Origin of the sequence: Niastella vici (genome assembly GCF_002077945.1) — a bacterium.
In the GTDB taxonomy this organism is placed as follows: Bacteria; Bacteroidota; Bacteroidia; order Chitinophagales; family Chitinophagaceae; genus Niastella; species Niastella vici.
Genome location: NZ_LVYD01000002.1, coordinates 320,398 through 336,503 on the forward strand (window position 1 = coordinate 320,398; position 16,106 = coordinate 336,503).

Annotated in this window: 12 protein-coding genes; 1 reads left to right on the forward strand and 11 read right to left on the reverse strand. The window is 46.3% G+C overall.

The features are described from left to right. Nucleotides 1–107: 107 nt before the first annotated feature. The 4 genes from A3860_RS04680 to A3860_RS04695 are packed head-to-tail and all read right to left on the reverse strand — an operon-like array spanning nt 108 to nt 7,257. Nucleotides 108–3,053 carry an exo-beta-1,4-galactosidase gene (locus tag A3860_RS04680; protein WP_081145391.1) on the reverse strand — a complete coding sequence of 982 codons (2,946 nt, stop codon included), beginning with the start codon at nt 3,051–3,053 and terminating at the stop codon, nt 108–110. Beyond that, the gene (locus A3860_RS04685) at nt 3,053–3,853 is read right to left on the reverse strand and encodes a rhamnogalacturonan acetylesterase (protein ID WP_081145392.1); all 801 of its coding nucleotides are present in this window, start codon (nt 3,851–3,853) and stop codon (nt 3,053–3,055) included. The genes A3860_RS04680 and A3860_RS04685 overlap by 1 nt, the downstream gene beginning before the upstream one ends. 5 nt (nt 3,854–3,858) lie before the next feature. Further along, nucleotides 3,859–5,739, reverse strand: coding sequence for a rhamnogalacturonan lyase (locus tag A3860_RS04690; RefSeq protein WP_081145393.1), 1,881 nt, complete (start codon nt 5,737–5,739; stop codon nt 3,859–3,861). A 30-nt stretch (nt 5,740–5,769) separates the two neighbouring features. Further along, a complete protein-coding gene (locus A3860_RS04695; RefSeq protein WP_081145394.1) occupies nt 5,770–7,257 on the reverse strand; it encodes a glycoside hydrolase family 28 protein in 1,488 nt (495 codons plus the stop codon). A 383-nt stretch (nt 7,258–7,640) separates the two neighbouring features. Here A3860_RS04695 and A3860_RS04700 point away from each other — a divergent pair, with 383 nt between their 5' ends. Then, nucleotides 7,641–8,519 (forward strand): DMT family transporter, encoded by an 879-nt coding sequence (locus A3860_RS04700; protein WP_081145395.1) that lies wholly within the window; start codon nt 7,641–7,643, stop codon nt 8,517–8,519. Between the two features lie 69 nt (nt 8,520–8,588). Here the strand turns inward: A3860_RS04700 and A3860_RS04705 are convergent, their stop codons facing one another. From A3860_RS04705 to A3860_RS04735, 7 genes are all read right to left on the reverse strand, one after another. Continuing rightward, nucleotides 8,589–9,515: a glycoside hydrolase family 43 protein gene (locus A3860_RS04705; RefSeq protein WP_081145396.1), complete on the reverse strand. Its 927-nt coding sequence runs from the start codon at nt 9,513–9,515 to the stop codon at nt 8,589–8,591. Between the two features lie 137 nt (nt 9,516–9,652). Next, the gene (locus tag A3860_RS04710) at nt 9,653–9,964 is read right to left on the reverse strand and encodes a hypothetical protein (RefSeq protein WP_081145397.1); all 312 of its coding nucleotides are present in this window, start codon (nt 9,962–9,964) and stop codon (nt 9,653–9,655) included. 31 nt (nt 9,965–9,995) lie between these two features. Beyond that, a complete protein-coding gene (locus A3860_RS04715; RefSeq protein WP_081145398.1) occupies nt 9,996–10,442 on the reverse strand; it encodes a hypothetical protein in 447 nt (148 codons plus the stop codon). A 156-nt stretch (nt 10,443–10,598) separates the two neighbouring features. Further along, nucleotides 10,599–10,880 (reverse strand): hypothetical protein, encoded by a 282-nt coding sequence (locus tag A3860_RS04720; RefSeq protein WP_081145399.1) that lies wholly within the window; start codon nt 10,878–10,880, stop codon nt 10,599–10,601. Between the two features lie 44 nt (nt 10,881–10,924). Continuing rightward, on the reverse strand, nt 10,925–11,935 hold the full coding sequence (gene yiaK / locus A3860_RS04725) for a 3-dehydro-L-gulonate 2-dehydrogenase (RefSeq protein ID WP_081145400.1): 1,011 nt from the start codon (nt 11,933–11,935) through the stop codon (nt 10,925–10,927). A gap of 39 nt (nt 11,936–11,974) precedes the next feature. Continuing rightward, the gene (locus tag A3860_RS04730) at nt 11,975–12,988 is read right to left on the reverse strand and encodes a hypothetical protein (RefSeq protein WP_081145401.1); all 1,014 of its coding nucleotides are present in this window, start codon (nt 12,986–12,988) and stop codon (nt 11,975–11,977) included. Nucleotides 12,989–13,180: 192 nt separating this feature from the next. After that, entirely contained in the window at nt 13,181–15,982 is a 2,802-nt protein-coding gene (locus A3860_RS04735) for a family 78 glycoside hydrolase catalytic domain (RefSeq protein ID WP_081145402.1), read from the reverse strand. Between the last annotated feature and the right edge of the window lie 124 nt (nt 15,983–16,106).

Genomic DNA, 16,106 nt, shown 5'->3' on the forward strand with positions numbered 1-16,106 from the left:
ACTTCGGCTTCGCCCGGTGCAAGCGTGCCTTCGATCCTTCGACTTCGCTCAGGACGCTCAGGGCGGTGAAATCCTGGGCAGGTTCGCACTTCGGTGGCGCTCAGCACCTAATTCAATTTCGGTTTCAACTCATCCGGACTGTCTTTCGTGTGTCCATCCCAGGTGTCGCGCGAAGGCTGGGTGAACAGGGTCTGTACAGCCGCCAGATCAACCGTTGCAGCCGGTTTGAAAGCCGCAGACTGCACATATTTTTGCAAACTGTACAACAACTGCCGCGCGCCGGGCCGGTTGTCCAGATCGTTTTTAAGATCAACACTACAAAGCAGCAATTTGCCTTTACCCACTTTTGCTTCGAGCAGCAGGGCCAGTTTGCGGTTGATGAACCAGGTATCTATCGGTTGCAATACCGGTTTGAAACCTTTCGGGAAATCTTCGAGGTGCATTACCTGCGCTTTATTCACTACATCCCACCATTGGAAGTCACTATATCCTGTGGCAGGAAATTCGGCAAAGGCCGGATGGTTGGGATCACATACAAAACCCAGGGTATGAGGCGGACGCATTTTAAACCAGCTGGTATTCCAGAATACGGGAGTAAAGTAATTTACAACTTCTTTTCCTTTTACGATCTTTCCCGCAGCCTGTAAGAATACCGTACCGCCATTTTGCAATAAAGAAATGGCTTTCGCATCGAGCGTATCGCAATAATATACCTCATTGCTTTTAGTAACCTCAGGCACAGTGGCCGGAAACACCCAGATGTCCCAATCGTTCCCATACGAAGTACCGGCTACGTAAATATCAAGGTTCAACCGCATGGGGGTTTTTATGCCCGATAAGGGATATTCAATTTTACCAACCGGGATCCCGTTCCCTATTTCATACTCTTTTTGTTTAAAGAAATTACTCTGCAGCATTTTTCCGGTGCTGTCTTTCAATACCCAGTTTATCTGGGCATTCTTCAAAGCACCGCTGCCATAATTGAACAACTCTATCTGGGCAGTGAACGTTTCATTGTTCGTATAAACGAATTTGGGCATCCGCGCCAATGGCACCACAGCATTGCAGAACCGCTTTATTTCCTGTGGCGTTACATAGGGTTTGTTCTGCCATAAAGCATTCAACATACCCACCAGGGCCGTTCCCTGCCCCGGAAAATCCTGTAAGCCCAGCAATTGAAAACCAGCCAGCCCTTTGGTACGCATGGCTTTTTCTATTTCATTCTTGTAACACAATACCTGCAGTTTACCACTGGCCATCAGGAACTGGTTTGCCTGATCGGACATCCCATGTTCGGCCAACATTTCGCGGAACAATTCGAAATTCTTTTCTTTATATACGCCGGTGAATCGTTCTATTTCATTGAAATCGGGGAATACACACCATTGCCCCATTTCATGCGTCACATAGGGCACATTGAATTTTTGTACGGCATTATGGTAATCCGAATCGCTTTCCGGCCGCGCATTTACCCAGTTCAAACCTCTTGCGCCGGCCTTTACCATATATTCATTTTCAGACACCAACGGCCAGCTGTTGCCTACCGATGCACCTGTATAAACCCTGCGTTTGTCTTTGGCCTGCCAGTATTGAATGATGGCAGCCAGGAATTTTGTTTGATTTTTACCTGCAGGTTCATTGCCACCAGCCGCCTCCATACAAAACGAAGCGTAATTGCCATACCAGTTGGCCATGCGGTTGGTTTCGTCGTACATAAATTGATCAACCGGACGGCCATCACCTAAAGAGGTGCCATGGTTCACCCAACCCGGTGCTTCGGGTTGCAGATAGAACCCGGTTTTGTCGGCGGCTTTAAAGGCCGCTTCGGGCGGACACCAACTGTGAAAACGCATATGGTTGAGGCCATGCGCTTTCGCCGTAGTGAACAATTTTATCCAGCCGGCTTCATCCATCGGTGGAAAACCGGTAAGCGGAAACTCGCAATTATTAACGGTGCCGCGCAAAAACACCGGCCGGTCATTGATGGTGAAACCGGTTCCTACAATTTTAAACGACCGCATGCCAAACGCTACTTCTTTCTGATGTATTTGCCCGTTAGGCGTTTGCAGTTTCACCGTGAGTTTATATAAAGCCGGGTTGAACTCATCCCACAATTGTACATTACCGGTCATGGGTAGTGTAAATTGTTGGGTGATGAGCGAATCGGAGCTCAACGTAACTGAATTGATAACCGGTGGCACTGCGTGTCCCTGTTTTGTATTAAAAGCGGAAGCCGACAGTGTTACCGTTGCCTTACCAGCCTGTTCGCCTTTTAGTGTCACGGCAACAATAGCCTGTTTATTGGGTACATCGGGGTATACCTGCACATTGTCGATATACGCTTGTGGTTTTGTTTGTAACTCAATTTTCCCGATGATGCCATTCCAGTTGCCCTGGGTATGATCGGTTAAACTGTGTGAATCGGGCCCTACATTGATCGTTTTTATGCGGTTATCGACACGAATGGTGATCACATGTTCGCCGGAGGTTGATAAAACAGCCGTGAGGTCATATACATGCGGCGCCACCAGGCTGTTCTGCATACCCAACTCTTTGCCATCGACCCAAACCGTTGTTTCGGTATGGCATCTTTCGAGGAACAGATCGATGCGTTTATGTTCTGTTATCCAGTTTTTTGGAATTATTACCTTCCGCTGGTACCAGGCAGCGCCCAGATAATATTTACCAGGCGTTAACCAGAAGGGGAATTTCAGGTTACCGGGTTGGCGGTATTTCTCCATCCGCGGATTGAAGTACCAACTGCTGTCATAAATACTGCCGGTCCATTTTGTTTGCAGGGTAACCTCATCGCCTTTGCCATTGGTGAGCATAGAGCCGGGCAATTGAATAGCATCGTCCAGTTCTTTATTGAACCACTGCTCTGTGACGCCCGCATCGGTACGGTCGATCTGGAACCGCCATTTGCCGGCCAGTGAACCCGAGGCTACCGGTTGTGCATGGGTGCTATTGATTATACCGCAGACTATCAGAGACACAAAGGTGAGCCGTCTTTTAAAGCGCGGCCCACCTTTAATTATTTGTATTAAACTCATTACTTCAGGTAATTTTTAAGCTCGCATTTTTTCAGGTCTTTAATTCCTTTTACCACCATATCAGCATTCAGGGTTGACCCGGTCCTGTTAGGATGGGTATGGTCAACAGGAAAGAATTTCTTAACCGAATCGGCGCCCAGCGCATCATACTGATCGGCAATGAGGTCATTCAGCGGAATAAAGTAAGCATCGCCTGCTTTCGCCACTGCTGCGGCCCAGCCACCGTAGCTTTCATTGCTCCGAACCGTTTTTCCATCCTTGAAATCGCCACGCGGTACCGGCGAACACACAATGGGAATAGCCCCTTTCGCTTTGGTATCGTTGATGTATTTACGCATATACCAGCCGTAGGTATGCACTACTTCATTCACTTTACGAATAGGATTATAAATAGCGCTGCTATCCTCTCCTATTCCCCTTATAGTACCCCGGGCGCGGGCAGTATCATCTAGCGGACCGGCATCATTGTGCCCAAACTGCATGATCACAAAGTCACCGGGTTTCAATTGTTCAAGAATGCGGTCCCAACGGCCTTCTGTAATAAAGGTACGGCTGCTTCTGCCACCAATGGCATGGTTCTGTACGCCAATACGAATGGTATCGAACCGGTCGGCCATCAGGCTGCCCCAACCCCACAGGTCTTTCTCCCCTTTTCCACTGCCATTCTTTACCGTAGAATCGCCAATGATATACAGGGTTGGTTTTGATGCTTTCAATAAAATAAAGGAGGAAACAAGGAGGAAGGAGCCGATAGCAATAACCGAACGGATCAAATTACTGCGTTTATTATTAGTAGCCATGCTATTTATTTTTTTGCGTTGTCATTTTTATGCGTTTCGATAATACTGATCGACGGATGCGGTGGTGCGCCCATGCCTTCGCCAAGATAGAAGCCTGTATGCGGCGGTTGATTATACGCCACGTTCTGCCATACAATGCTGAGCCGGTATTGCGGGTCCTGCATCAATGTATAGAACCTGTTGGTGGTGGGAATGGCCGTTGAAAAAATGCGTAGCTCCCTGTTGTCGCGGGTATGGTAGATCACTTCTTCGCGCCAGTCGCCCAGGATGTCGGCCGATAAACAGGGATTGGCCTTGGTGCCATTATTCTGCACGCAATCAAAATCTTTTCCATCGAGTATTTTAACCACGCGGCTGTTAGTATAATCCCATTTACCCACCAGCGTACCGTTCAATATTTCACTGAGCACATCGCCATCCCAATAGATCCCCATATTGCAGGGTGGCGTTTTATCGGCGATCTGGTTGCCTTTGCAATCATATAAACCGGTAATACCTGCACCGGCCACCCAGCACTCATAGCCTTTATAACGGGGATCAATATCCAATGCACAGGCGCGGCCGGGTCCTTCCCCATCTTCACCGGCAGCAACGGAAGGCTTTTTCCAGATCACTTCACCGGTTTTTGCATCGCGGAAATTGGCGCCTGCATTATCGAACCGTTCCTGTGTTGAAAATACTTCAAGACCCGGTCTTTCAGGGTCCAGGTCGCTTACATGCAGAGCATCGGCATGACCAATGCCGGTTGTATACAACCCTTTGCCATTATCATCAACGGTCATTTGTCCGTATACGATCTCATCCTTACCATCGCCATCCACATCAGCTACGGTTAAATTATGATTGCCCTGTCCGGCAAAAGCCGAATATCCTTTATTATCTGTATCGAACACCCAGCATTGGGTAAGTTTTTTATTTTTATAATCCCAGGCGGCGAGCACACTGCGGCCATAGTAACCGCGGCACATGACCAAACTGGGGTGAACGCCATCGAGGTAAGCCACGCAGGCGAGGAAGCGATCGACCCGGTTCCCATAGCTATCGGTTCTGCCAATACCCCAACCATCTATGCGGCCGCGTGATGGCACATAATCGGTCGTGTATACCGCAGCACCGGTTTGTCCGTCAAATACGGTCAGGAACTCCGGTCCTTCCAGAATGCGGCCTTTTGCATTGCGATAATCTTTTGTTGAATCGCCAATTACTTTTCCCTGTCCGTCAATAGTACCATCGGCTGTTTTCATGGCTATTTCGGCTTTGCCATCGCCATCGAGGTCGTACACCATAAACTGGGTGTAATGCGCGCCTTCGCGAATGTTCTTACCCAGGTTGATCTGCCACAGCATGCGGCCATCCAAAGTATAAGCCTGAATGATGGGCGGATCGGTTATGCCATCGTGTGAATTATCGTGTCCCTTGCCGGCCTGGTGCAAAATGATCTCATAGGTGCCATCGCCATCGAGATCGCCCACGCTGGCATCGTTGGGCGCATACCCGTCGGGTGTGTTCAGCGGAATGGAAATATAGGCTGGCGCATTGGCTTTTACTGTGTAGGTACGTGGATCTTTTATTTCCTTTCCATTGATGACAGCGGCTACCTGGTAAGTATAGGTTTTGGCAGCAGCTGTTTTTTCATCGAGCCAGCCAGTAGCAGTGGTAATGGGTGTATTCACCCTGCTGGCCTTTTCATTGTCGATAGCGCGGTATATATAAAATGAAATGTCGGCCGGATCCGTTGCCAGCAAGCGCCAGCTTACAAAGATGTTTCCTTTTCCATCGGGTATGGCAACGATACCTCTGTTGAGGTATTCCATTTGTCGCTGGGCAAGTACTATTACAGGCAGCAATAACACCAGTGAAAACAATATTCTGTATAGTTTATGCATTTGGCAGTTTATTAGTTATTAATAACTACTTTAACGAGACGGTTTCGCTTCTCCCGAAAGTTGCATACCTGCTGAATTATCAACCTGCACCGGTAAACCATCTGCGCCCTGTATTGCTACATGGTTAAAAACCCAGCCAGCGGCATAACTCACCGATCCGGCGGTATTTCCCTGTACCTGTACATTATTAAAATGAAAATCCTGTAGCAGGGATTCCTTCAAACCAGCTGCATTCACTACTTTCTTTACACCTACTGCCTTTATATCGGAGATATAAACCTGTTTAAAATGTGGAATGCCTTTTTCGGCCGGCTCTACTTTGTGCAATAGTACTTTCCAATGCTGCGGCAATGAATCGTAATGGTAACCTGCTGGTAAGGATGAATAACTGTAGGTAGGGTTCCAGTTCATAGTGAACTGAAAGGCTGTACCAACGCTGTCCATTTGTATGTTGCGAAAATGAATATCTTCAATGGTGCCGCCGCGCGTAGTAGCCGACTTTATATGCAATCCGTTCCCTGTGCCTTTGCCATAGAGGTTGATCGCATATACATGACGGATGCCACCTGAAGTTTCGCTGCCAAGGGTCAGCAGTCCGCCGCCTTTGCGGGCTTTGCAATTGCGGATGACCACATATTCGGTTGGTTTGTTCACGCGCAATCCATCCCAGTCGCGACCGGCTTTCAAACAAAAATCATCATCGTTGCAGTCGATATCACAATTTTCGATCAGCACCCAGGAAGAAGAATCCACATCTACCCCATCGGTGCTGGGCCCTTTGCCATCTTCATTGTTACGGATAATTATTCCATTCACCGAAACATAAGATGAATACAGTAACTGAACGGTCCAGAAACCGGCATTTTTTATCGTGATGCCTTTTATGGAAACATCTGTTGCATTTTGTACCAGAATGGTGCGCACGCGTTTGGCGTCGTAATCGACTATCCAGCGCAAGCCTTTGGGCTCATATTCTTTACGCATGGCCCAGTATTTATCCCAGCAGAATTTACCACGGGCATTAATGGTACCGTTACCGGTGATGGCGGCATTGGTTTGGCCAATCACATTAATGAGGGCTGCTGGCCATTTCATTTCAATACCGGCAATACGGGTGTCTATTTCGGGATAGTCGGCAAAATCCTGACTGCCGAGCAACAGCACATCTTTATCTATTTGTAATTGAACATTGCTTTTGAGAAAGAGGGCGCCGGTCACATAGCTTCCGGGTGCAAACACCACAGTGCCGCCGCCGGCTTTGGCGCAGGCATCGATGGTTGCCTGAATGGCTTTTGTACAAAGCGATTGCGCATCGGGTATAGCGCCAAATTGATTGACGGAAAATTTCTTTTTTGCGGTAGGGAATTTGCGCGCACCTGTTTGTTTTACCCACACAGGTTCCTTAGCTGAGAGTGGTACATTGCCCTGTTTGCCAACCGGCTGACCGGTTGCAATAAATACTGTACAGGCGAAACTGGTAAGTATGGATAATTTTAGTAAAGTCAACCGTTTGATCATGATCTACGCAACCTTAAGGCTTGTAAAATTAGGCGAAACGGCTTGGCTACTATCCTGTTGTGTCCTGAGTTCCCCCAGCCCCTAAAGGGGGATATTTATAATACATGTCCCTGTGACCTTTTTAATCGCCGTTTTAATGCGCATTTAATGCAGGGCCGCGAATGCCCATTAAGAATAGGGCAATTTTACCTATCTTTGCCGCAATTACTTCAACAGATATGAACAGGTCACATTGTCTTCCCCCTCCAGTACATTAATATTTCTTCAATAGAAGATGTAGCAGATAGTTTTGGCTATCAGCAGTTTTTTTATTCTTCAAACTTCATTTGACTGACAATATTAAAATGCTTTCCGGGCTGAGCCGGGAGGGTGGATAATTCTTTATGAAAAAATCATATCTGGTATTACACGGGGCGGTAATATTGGCTGGCTTTACCGGCATTTTCGGTAAGCTTATTTCGCTCAACGAAGGACTTTTAGTTTGGTACAGGGTATTCTTCTCTTTTATCTGGTTGTTCTTTATTCTGAAATTGTTTAAGGTGAGAACCGCTGTCACCCTTCGCCAAAAATTCGACATTGCGAAAATCGGGATGCTGATCACCCTGCATTGGGTATTCTTTTATGGCAGTATCAAATATTCCAATATCTCTATCGGGGTTGTTTGTTTCAGCCTGACCAGTTTCTTCACCGCAATCTTTAAGCCGCTCCTTAATAGGGAGCCACTCGTTCCTTCTGAACTTTTATTAAGTCTGCTTACTTTGCTGGGTATTGCCCTGATCTTCCATTTTGATACATTGTACCAGACCGGCATTATACTGGGTGTTATTTCTTCTGCTTTTGGCGCGTTGTATACCATTTATAATGAACGCCTGGTTAAAAGGTACGACAGCATGGTGATCAATTACTATCAAATGACAGGGGGAACCATTGGCCTGGGACTTTTAATGCCGCTGTATTTGCACTATTTCCCGGTTAACAGTATTATTCCTGCGCCAAAGGATATAGTGTATTTATTGCTGTTATCATTGTTCTGCACGGTGGGACTGTATGTTTTGTTTGCGGAATCATTAAAGAGAATTCCTGCTTTTACAGTAAATCTTAGTTTCAACCTGGAGCCGATCTATTCGATCATAATGGCATTCCTGTTCTTTGCCGAAGGCAGACAGGTGAATGTATCTTTTTATATCGGGTTGTTGTTTATAGGGATCTCTGTCATTTTGCAAACAGTTATTTCCCTCAGGGGAAAACTTACACCTGCATAAATGAATTGAGTAAAGCATCTGCCATCCCTGTTTCGCAACTACGCGAAAGCACTGCTGGCGGATGCTTTCTTATTTAAGGAGTTTATCCAATTCTTTTTTTGTTATGGGAAGAACCGTACCATGGCGGATCCCTTTCGGCAGTTCCAGCTTATCGCTGATCTCGGTCCAGTTAACCAGGTCGCTGGAAGTAATGGCCCCGTATTGATGCTCTCTGTATTTATCAAAATATACGATCCACCGGTTGCCCTGTCTCAATACAGTGGGCCCTTCGGCCCAGTATTTACCGGTAATGGGGGTAGAAGGCCCGCTGTAGCCGCCGGTTAAAGTATTGCTGTAAGCGATGCGCAAATTCTTCTGGGGCGGATAGCGCGTTTCATCTTTCAGGAACAGCACATACTGTTTGCCGTTCTTTTGAATGGTGGCATCTATTACATTAAAACCTTTGTCGTACAATACAGCCGCCTTGCTGAAAGTTTTGAAGTCGTTGGTGGTCACATAATAAATGCGGTGGTTGTATTTGTCATCACCGGTTGAATCGCCCTGGGGAAAGCGGCCGGGAATGGTAGTGGCCCAATAGATCATGTACAGTTTTGTGGCATCATCGTAAAAGATCTCGGGCGCCCAGCAGTTGAGGGCAGTTGGTTCATGCTCCATGACCGGAATGGCCTGCTGTGTGCTCCAGTGAATGAGGTCTTTGGAGCTGGCATAGCCAACAGTGCGCTCGTTCCAGCTTACCGTCCACACCATATGGAACAGGCCGTCGGCTCCCCGAATGATACAGGGATCACGCATCAGCTTGTCTTTTCCTGCTGTGGGCGTTAAAAAGGAGCTGTCGTTCTTTAATGCCTGCCATTTAAGGCCATCGGCACTCCAGGCCAGGTGCAGACCATCTTCACCATTGCCTTTGAAGTAAGAAAAAAGGTATACGGATTTATTCTGTGCGGTTGCGATTGAAAGCTGGGTCAGGAGGAAGAGAAACCAACAAACTGTTTTCATTATGGACCATCGTTTGAGGCGGCAAGTTAAGGCCTCAGGCGGCAAGTTCCAAAGCCTGCCCCCGATAAGCCGGGGTTACAGATCATAGGGCCCGTTTATTATTGCCCCTGAGCGCAGCTGAAGGGTTGCCTCCTATCCTATTGGCCCTGGGCAAAGTCGAAGGGCTGGCTTTGCGTGCCTGCCAGACTCTGGTTGAATGAATGCAGTTTTTTGAAGATGCCGGTAACCAGGGCTTTTATGCTGAAGATGATCACAATAACGAGGAAGCTCAGCAGGAACATGCCGCCGGCAAACTCGAAAGGATTGATGTCGTTCCAGGCAGGAAAACCGGCACTGCGCGATTTGAGGTCAATAACGGCAATGCCGCGTAATTTGAATTCAATCAATGCTCCGGTTACCAGTAAGGCATTGAGGAGAGACGCTACGATGAAATAAGGCCATTTTCTCATGGAAGGTGTTATTAATTGGTTGATTTGGATGCTACATGTTGATGTCGTCGTAATACACCAGGAACCACTTGCCATTTCTGAGTTTGAACCGCCGTTCCACTTTAAAGCCGCTTTGATCGATCCAGAATTTTTCGGTGACCAGCGAGTCGGTCATGGTGAGGCTGTGCCTGCATTCAGTGGTATCGGGCTCAAGCGCCACTGGTGTTTTAAGGAACTCCCAGTTCTTTTTTGACCACCTGGTATTTTCCACGTCATTCACGCATTGACCGTCGATGGGGAAGGGAATTCTTGACAATTGGAAACTGGAGTCGGTATGGAACTTAGTATTAAAGCTGTCGAATGATTCTGCGCCGGGGATATTGTTCATTATTGCGATGGTGGGTGGGGCCTGAATGGGCAATGGCGCCTTCTTATTATCACTCCTGTTACAGGCAAACAAAACGGGTAACAACAATGGCAGAAACTGAGAAGGTTTCATAGCTATCAAATTAGGTTTTAGAATAATATCACACCATCCTGTTGATAGCTAATAAAACCAAATTCCGTTCCTTTTATATATAATGGGGAAAACTTGTTGTTGGGAGATGCAGCGGAGGGACAGAAACGGCGGAGAGGAAGTGGTGAATTAAAATGGCTAATAACCCTGGCGGCACATCAAATATCCTATAACCGGTATAGCAAGAATTGCTGCTTCAATGATCCAGATATACAGTACTTTACCATTAGTAGCAAACCTGACTGCATAACCTATTGCAGTTAAAACAAGAGTTGCCCCGCCAAATACAAGGGCAGAAAAAAAGACAAAAAAATAAATCTCTGTTTCAACTAATTCAACAAATCCGACTATTAATAAAATAAAAGAAAGGCCGGCAAGAATTGTAATGGGAGAAATATAATATAACCAGGGGCGTTTCACGTAGGGTTACGGTTTTAGACTAAGATAGAAATAAAATTTTCAGTTTACAACCTGTTCACCTGCTCCCACACTTCCTTTATCACCGGAATACCATTGGCCAGGTTGCGTTGCCGGGTTTGTAGCACCCGCTCGCCGGGGTAGGTAATTGTCTTGTTGTTTTCAGGCGCTGCCCCATGATAGTCTGCAATGATATTTTTCACCACTTGCGAAATAGCTGAATGATTGACCAGTTTCTTTATATCAATGGCAATGAACACCTGTGATACCGCCATTTCTGATTGCTGCTGAGTTATTTCATGCACCGATAGTCCACCCGAAAGTACAGCCGCCAGTATATCAAGCAATAGCGACAAACCAGCCCCCTTCCAATAACCAATTGGTAATGGCCGGCGTGAAGCCCTGATGGCAGCAGGGTCGGTAGTGAGTTGCCCATTGGTATCGAAACCACCGTATACAGGTAACTGTTCCTGTTTCATGGCCGCCAGTTCCAGCGCCCCAAACGAATATTGCGACATGGCCATATCGAGCACGATGGCTTCCTGTTCATTGGGTAGGGCCATTACGAGCGGGTTATTGCCCAGTTTATTGTCCAGCGCGCCCCAGGTGGGCATCAGACCGGTGGTGTTTGTCCAGCCGATGAATACAAACCCCGCTTTAGCGGCCTGCCAGCCATAGGTGCCACCGCGCATCCAATGGTTGGTATTGGCCAGCGCCACACAGCCAATGCCATGTTGCTGCGCCAGCTGCATAACGTTATTCGTAGCATGTATGGCATTCAGAATGCCAGGTCCCAGGTTGCCATCCCATTGCTGTACCCCACCCCACTGGTGTTTTAAAGACGGTTCCGCATGTATATTAATGTAACCCTTCTGTATATATTCAATAAAGCGTGGGAAGCGGTTCACCCCATGGGTATATACGCCGTCGATGCTGTTATTGGTAAACACTTCGGCGCATTGCATGGCCTTTTCGGGCGTTAATCCGTGCTTTAATAAAATGGAATTGAATAACTGCAGCATGTCTGCTGCGGGTATGGTGATGGTTGGGTTCAACATAAATGCAAGTTACGGCATATACGCCCTTTTCAGGCATTTTCATTTATCGCTTTCATTACTCAGAGAAAAATTCAACTGCCGGGGTTTTACAACAGAATCAGCATATTGATGCGCATAAAATCCTAACAGTTTTCCGTCCTCATCATAAATTTCCTTCCTTATGATCCTGTTCTTTTTATCATAGTAATTACGGTCCCGGCTAACCAGGCGGCCACCTTCTTCAATTATTTTTTCTTCAAGCTGGTTATTAAACCGGTCTACCGCATAACGAAATGTATCGATAGTTTCCAAACTATCGTTCCACTGCTTCGCTCTTGTTCCATCTTCATCGTAAAGGACTCTGGTGTACTCATAACCGCCATCATAATACTGGTAGCTTTCCACATAATACAGATGGCCCTGCGAAAATGAGCGTTCTTCAATCAACCTTCCCCGGTTATCATATTTGTACAAATACCTGTCCTGGTACATATCCCTGGGAAATGACCTGAACTTTTCAATGAGGTTTCCTTCTTTATCGTAAACATAATTCCAGACAGTGTTTAATGCCCATGATCTTTTAGGCTCATAATCTTCATCGCTTACAATGCATCCGCCAGATGTACCTAATCCGCGAACAATCCCTTCCTTCATTCTTCTCATAAAATCAAATGCAATAGTCCTGGCAAGCTTTCCGCTTTCATTATATTCAAATATCGTTTTGGTGAACGATGATAGTCTGCCTTTTTCATCGATCCTGTAATACTCTTCTGTTTTTCTTCCATCTTTATCATACATACAAAGCGAAGTAGCCGGAATCCTGGATTCATAAAATTGGTAGGCTGTACTTTTTTCTCTTCCATCTTTATCATAGTAAACTAACCTCGACAAAGTGCCCTTTGTTGTATCTTTTGCATAGAAGTAATTTGTTGTACAGGTATTATACACTTCATAATTTAAATTGATCGCGGTATCGTGGGGCAAAAGATCGAGGAAACCTTTTACATGATCTTTTTTAATAGTTGTATTACAGGAAATCAATAATACAACAAGGAAAAAGGAATAAAATTTCATACTGAAAATTCACCAGGCCAGTTAATAAAACCAATTTACGCAGAATTGATGGGTTTCAAATTGTTTATAGCATTTCATTAGCAGATTCCGGCTAATACGCCCCATAGCTCCCCGCCAACAAAAAAGCGCCCCGGCAACCGGAGCGCTTCTTTATTATATGTCTTTTTGCATTCGGCGTTCTACCTTTTGCCGCTAACCTTTTTTAATAATAAACTTATATTTACCTGATCCCAACTTAAACACCTGCCGCCCGTTCATATAACCCAGCGCTTTTATTTCGCGGTGTATCGCAAGCGGCGAATTACTTTCCATAATATTACTATTGGGCGGTGTTGGCAAATAAACAGTCGCCGTTGTATTTGGTGGTATTTGTATCGTAAATACGTGAAACACATACTGGTGGTCCCACTCAGAATAGATCTTTCCGTAAGGCGAATTAAAGGATACACTACCTTTATCAAGCCCCAGGATGGGCTCGGGTGCAATGATGAAATTCTTATAAGCAACAGAGGTATCTTCCTGTTTAATACCGCCTGCGCCATCAAAGAACCATTGCATCAGGTGTCCCAGCATCAGGTGGTTGTTCGATACTTCTTCCAACGCCGCCCACGACTCGGTTAGAGAAGTGGCGCCTTTGTCGAGTTGAAAACCGTAACCCGGATTTTTTCTGTCGCTAGTCATATCATATACCATTTGTGCAGCACCATTCTTCGTCAATCCATCAACAAGGAAGTGGAAACCAACATCTCCTGCAGTAAGCTTGCTTTCATCGGTAATGATATCGGTCTTCAACGCATCAAGTACGCCGGCTACATTTGCCTCTTCAACCAACCCTACTGCCAGAGGCATGGCCATGGAGGTTTGACTGCCGGTTGCATATTTCTTGGTTCCTGCATTGTAGAATTTGGCGTTGAACGCTTTTTTCACCTCCGCAGCCTGTGCTGCAAACTGGCCTGCTTCGGCCGATTTATTCATCAGCTTCGCCATCTTCGTCAACAGGTCAAGGTCATAATAATAAATAGCTGTAGCGGTGAGCTCTTTGGGCGTTAACTGCGCCAGGCCGGGCGGATTAGGCCCCAGGTCATACCAGTCGCCCAAGCCATATGACAGAATATTTCCATTCGCTTTCGTTTTCAGGTAAGCCACATATTTCGTCATCATAGGCCAGGCATCCTGCATAATGGTTTTGTCGCCATACCATTGATAAATAAGCCAGGGCAAAACTACAGATGCACTACCCCACTCCGGTGAATCGCGGAAACCCTGATCAAACAACACAAACTCAGGGGCTATATCAGGCACCAATCCATCTGCTACCTGGTCGGCCATCATATCGGCCACTATCTTTTTATACAAACTGTAAATATCATAGTTGAAGTGGATCGATTCGCCCATGAGATAGCTTTGCTCGAGCCAACCGAGCTTCTCACGGTGTGGGCAATCACTCAATACACTTTGCATATTGCTTTTAATAGCCCAGTCAATGAGCGAATAAGTTTCATTATACAGATCATCGCGGCATTCGAACTTACCGATCTGTTGTGCCGAGTTGCGCGTATGCAGCATACTGATATCCTTGATCACGGCTGTCAGCTTCTTTCCTTTAATAGTATCGGGCGCTGCGTAAGAAACTTCTGCATAGCGGAAACCATAATACGAAAAGCGGGGCTCCCATACTTCATCACCGGTTCCCTTACAGGTATAAGAATAGAAATAAGGTTTGCCGGAGTTCTTTTGATTGACGCGTTTTTCTTCTTTTGTGATCAGCTCAGCAGGAAAGATCCGTATCACCTGTCCCTTCTGGCCACGTACGGTTATTCTAATAATACCGCTTGCGTTCTGACCAAAATCGAACAGTACAGTAGTATCACTGTTCTTTTCACATTTTTGCGGGGCAATGGTTTGCATCACTTTCACCGGCGTTCCGGTTTCAGCGATCAGCTTGCCAGTGGGTGCTTTTACTATTATGGCTGCTTTCCAGGCGCCGTCGTTGAAGGCGGCTTTGTCCCAGCCATCCTGTTCTAAAGTAGCATTGTATTCTTCACCGGCATAGATACTCGAAAATGTGATGGGGCTGGGCGCGGTTTTCCAGGTATTGTCTGAAATAATTTCCGATTTGGTGCCATCGGCATATTCCACTACCAGCTTCATGATCATTTTGGGATTACCATACGCCAGCAGTGTTTTGCGATAGCGTTCATTGGGGATGTTGTAAAATCCGTTACCCAACATTACGCCAATGGCGTTGTTGCCATTCACTACCTGGCTGGTAACATCGAGCACATTGTACAGAACACGTTTATCGTAATCGGTCCAGCCGGGTGATAAAAAATGATCGCCGGCTTTAGCGCCATTGATGTGCAGTTCATACTGGCCCAACCCGGTAATAAAAGCGGTTGCTTTTTTAACCGGTTTGCTTACCGTGAAATTCTTGCGTAATAAAGGCAATACGTGATTGCCGCTTACGAGCGATTTATAATCTTTATTGGCGCCGGGCATATGTACACCGGGCACAATGCGTTTGCTGGCATCCAGTTCATCATAACCGATCCATTGGGCATTGCTCCAGTCGGCAGGTTGCAACAATCCCATTTGCCATTTGGCGGTATCACTGGTCCATTCACTCAAACCCATCTGGTTGTCCCAGATCATCACTTTCCAGTAATAGGTTTGTCCGGCCTGTAAAGGTTTACCCGCGTAGGGTACCCACAACGATTGATCGCTGTTCACTTCATGCGTATCCCACATATTGCCGGTATTGCTGGCCAGTTTGGCAAGGTCATCGGCCACCATAATGCGATAACGCGTTTGCATTATGTTGCGTGCAGTGCTTGTGATCTGCCAGCTAAAACGGGGGTTTGGGGTCTCAATGCCTGCCGGATTGGTGAGGTTCTCGACCCGGGGATTGGTCACAGCGGGTTTCACAATTTGTGCGAACCCAGGCGCCAGGCCAGCCAACACGAACAGGGAGGTGATGAGTGTACTTTTTTTCATGCCTTATAAGATATTGAATAGGTTTTAGTGTTCACCTTACTGAAAAACGTTAATAATTAACTCTTATTATATAAATGTAAAAACAGTAAACGTAAAAATACGAATACGGCAATAGTAATAATAT

Excerpts from the sequence above, each read along its gene's own strand:
- A3860_RS04715 (WP_081145398.1), bottom strand. The coding sequence starts at position 10,442 with ATGAAACCTTCTCAGTTTCTGCCATTGTTGTTACCCGTTTTGTTTGCC.
- A3860_RS04705 (WP_081145396.1), bottom strand. The coding sequence starts at position 9,515 with ATGAAAACAGTTTGTTGGTTTCTCTTCCTCCTGACCCAGCTTTCAATC.
- A3860_RS04700 (WP_081145395.1), top strand. The coding sequence starts at position 7,641 with ATGAAAAAATCATATCTGGTATTACACGGGGCGGTAATATTGGCTGGC.
- A3860_RS04730 (WP_081145401.1), bottom strand. The coding sequence starts at position 12,988 with ATGAAATTTTATTCCTTTTTCCTTGTTGTATTATTGATTTCCTGTAAT.
- A3860_RS04695 (WP_081145394.1), bottom strand. The coding sequence starts at position 7,257 with ATGATCAAACGGTTGACTTTACTAAAATTATCCATACTTACCAGTTTC.
- yiaK (WP_081145400.1), bottom strand. The coding sequence starts at position 11,935 with ATGTTGAACCCAACCATCACCATACCCGCAGCAGACATGCTGCAGTTA.
- A3860_RS04690 (WP_081145393.1), bottom strand. The coding sequence starts at position 5,739 with ATGCATAAACTATACAGAATATTGTTTTCACTGGTGTTATTGCTGCCT.
- A3860_RS04710 (WP_081145397.1), bottom strand. The coding sequence starts at position 9,964 with ATGAGAAAATGGCCTTATTTCATCGTAGCGTCTCTCCTCAATGCCTTA.
- A3860_RS04685 (WP_081145392.1), bottom strand. The coding sequence starts at position 3,853 with ATGGCTACTAATAATAAACGCAGTAATTTGATCCGTTCGGTTATTGCT.
- A3860_RS04735 (WP_081145402.1), bottom strand. The coding sequence starts at position 15,982 with ATGAAAAAAAGTACACTCATCACCTCCCTGTTCGTGTTGGCTGGCCTG.
- A3860_RS04680 (WP_081145391.1), bottom strand. The coding sequence starts at position 3,053 with ATGAGTTTAATACAAATAATTAAAGGTGGGCCGCGCTTTAAAAGACGG.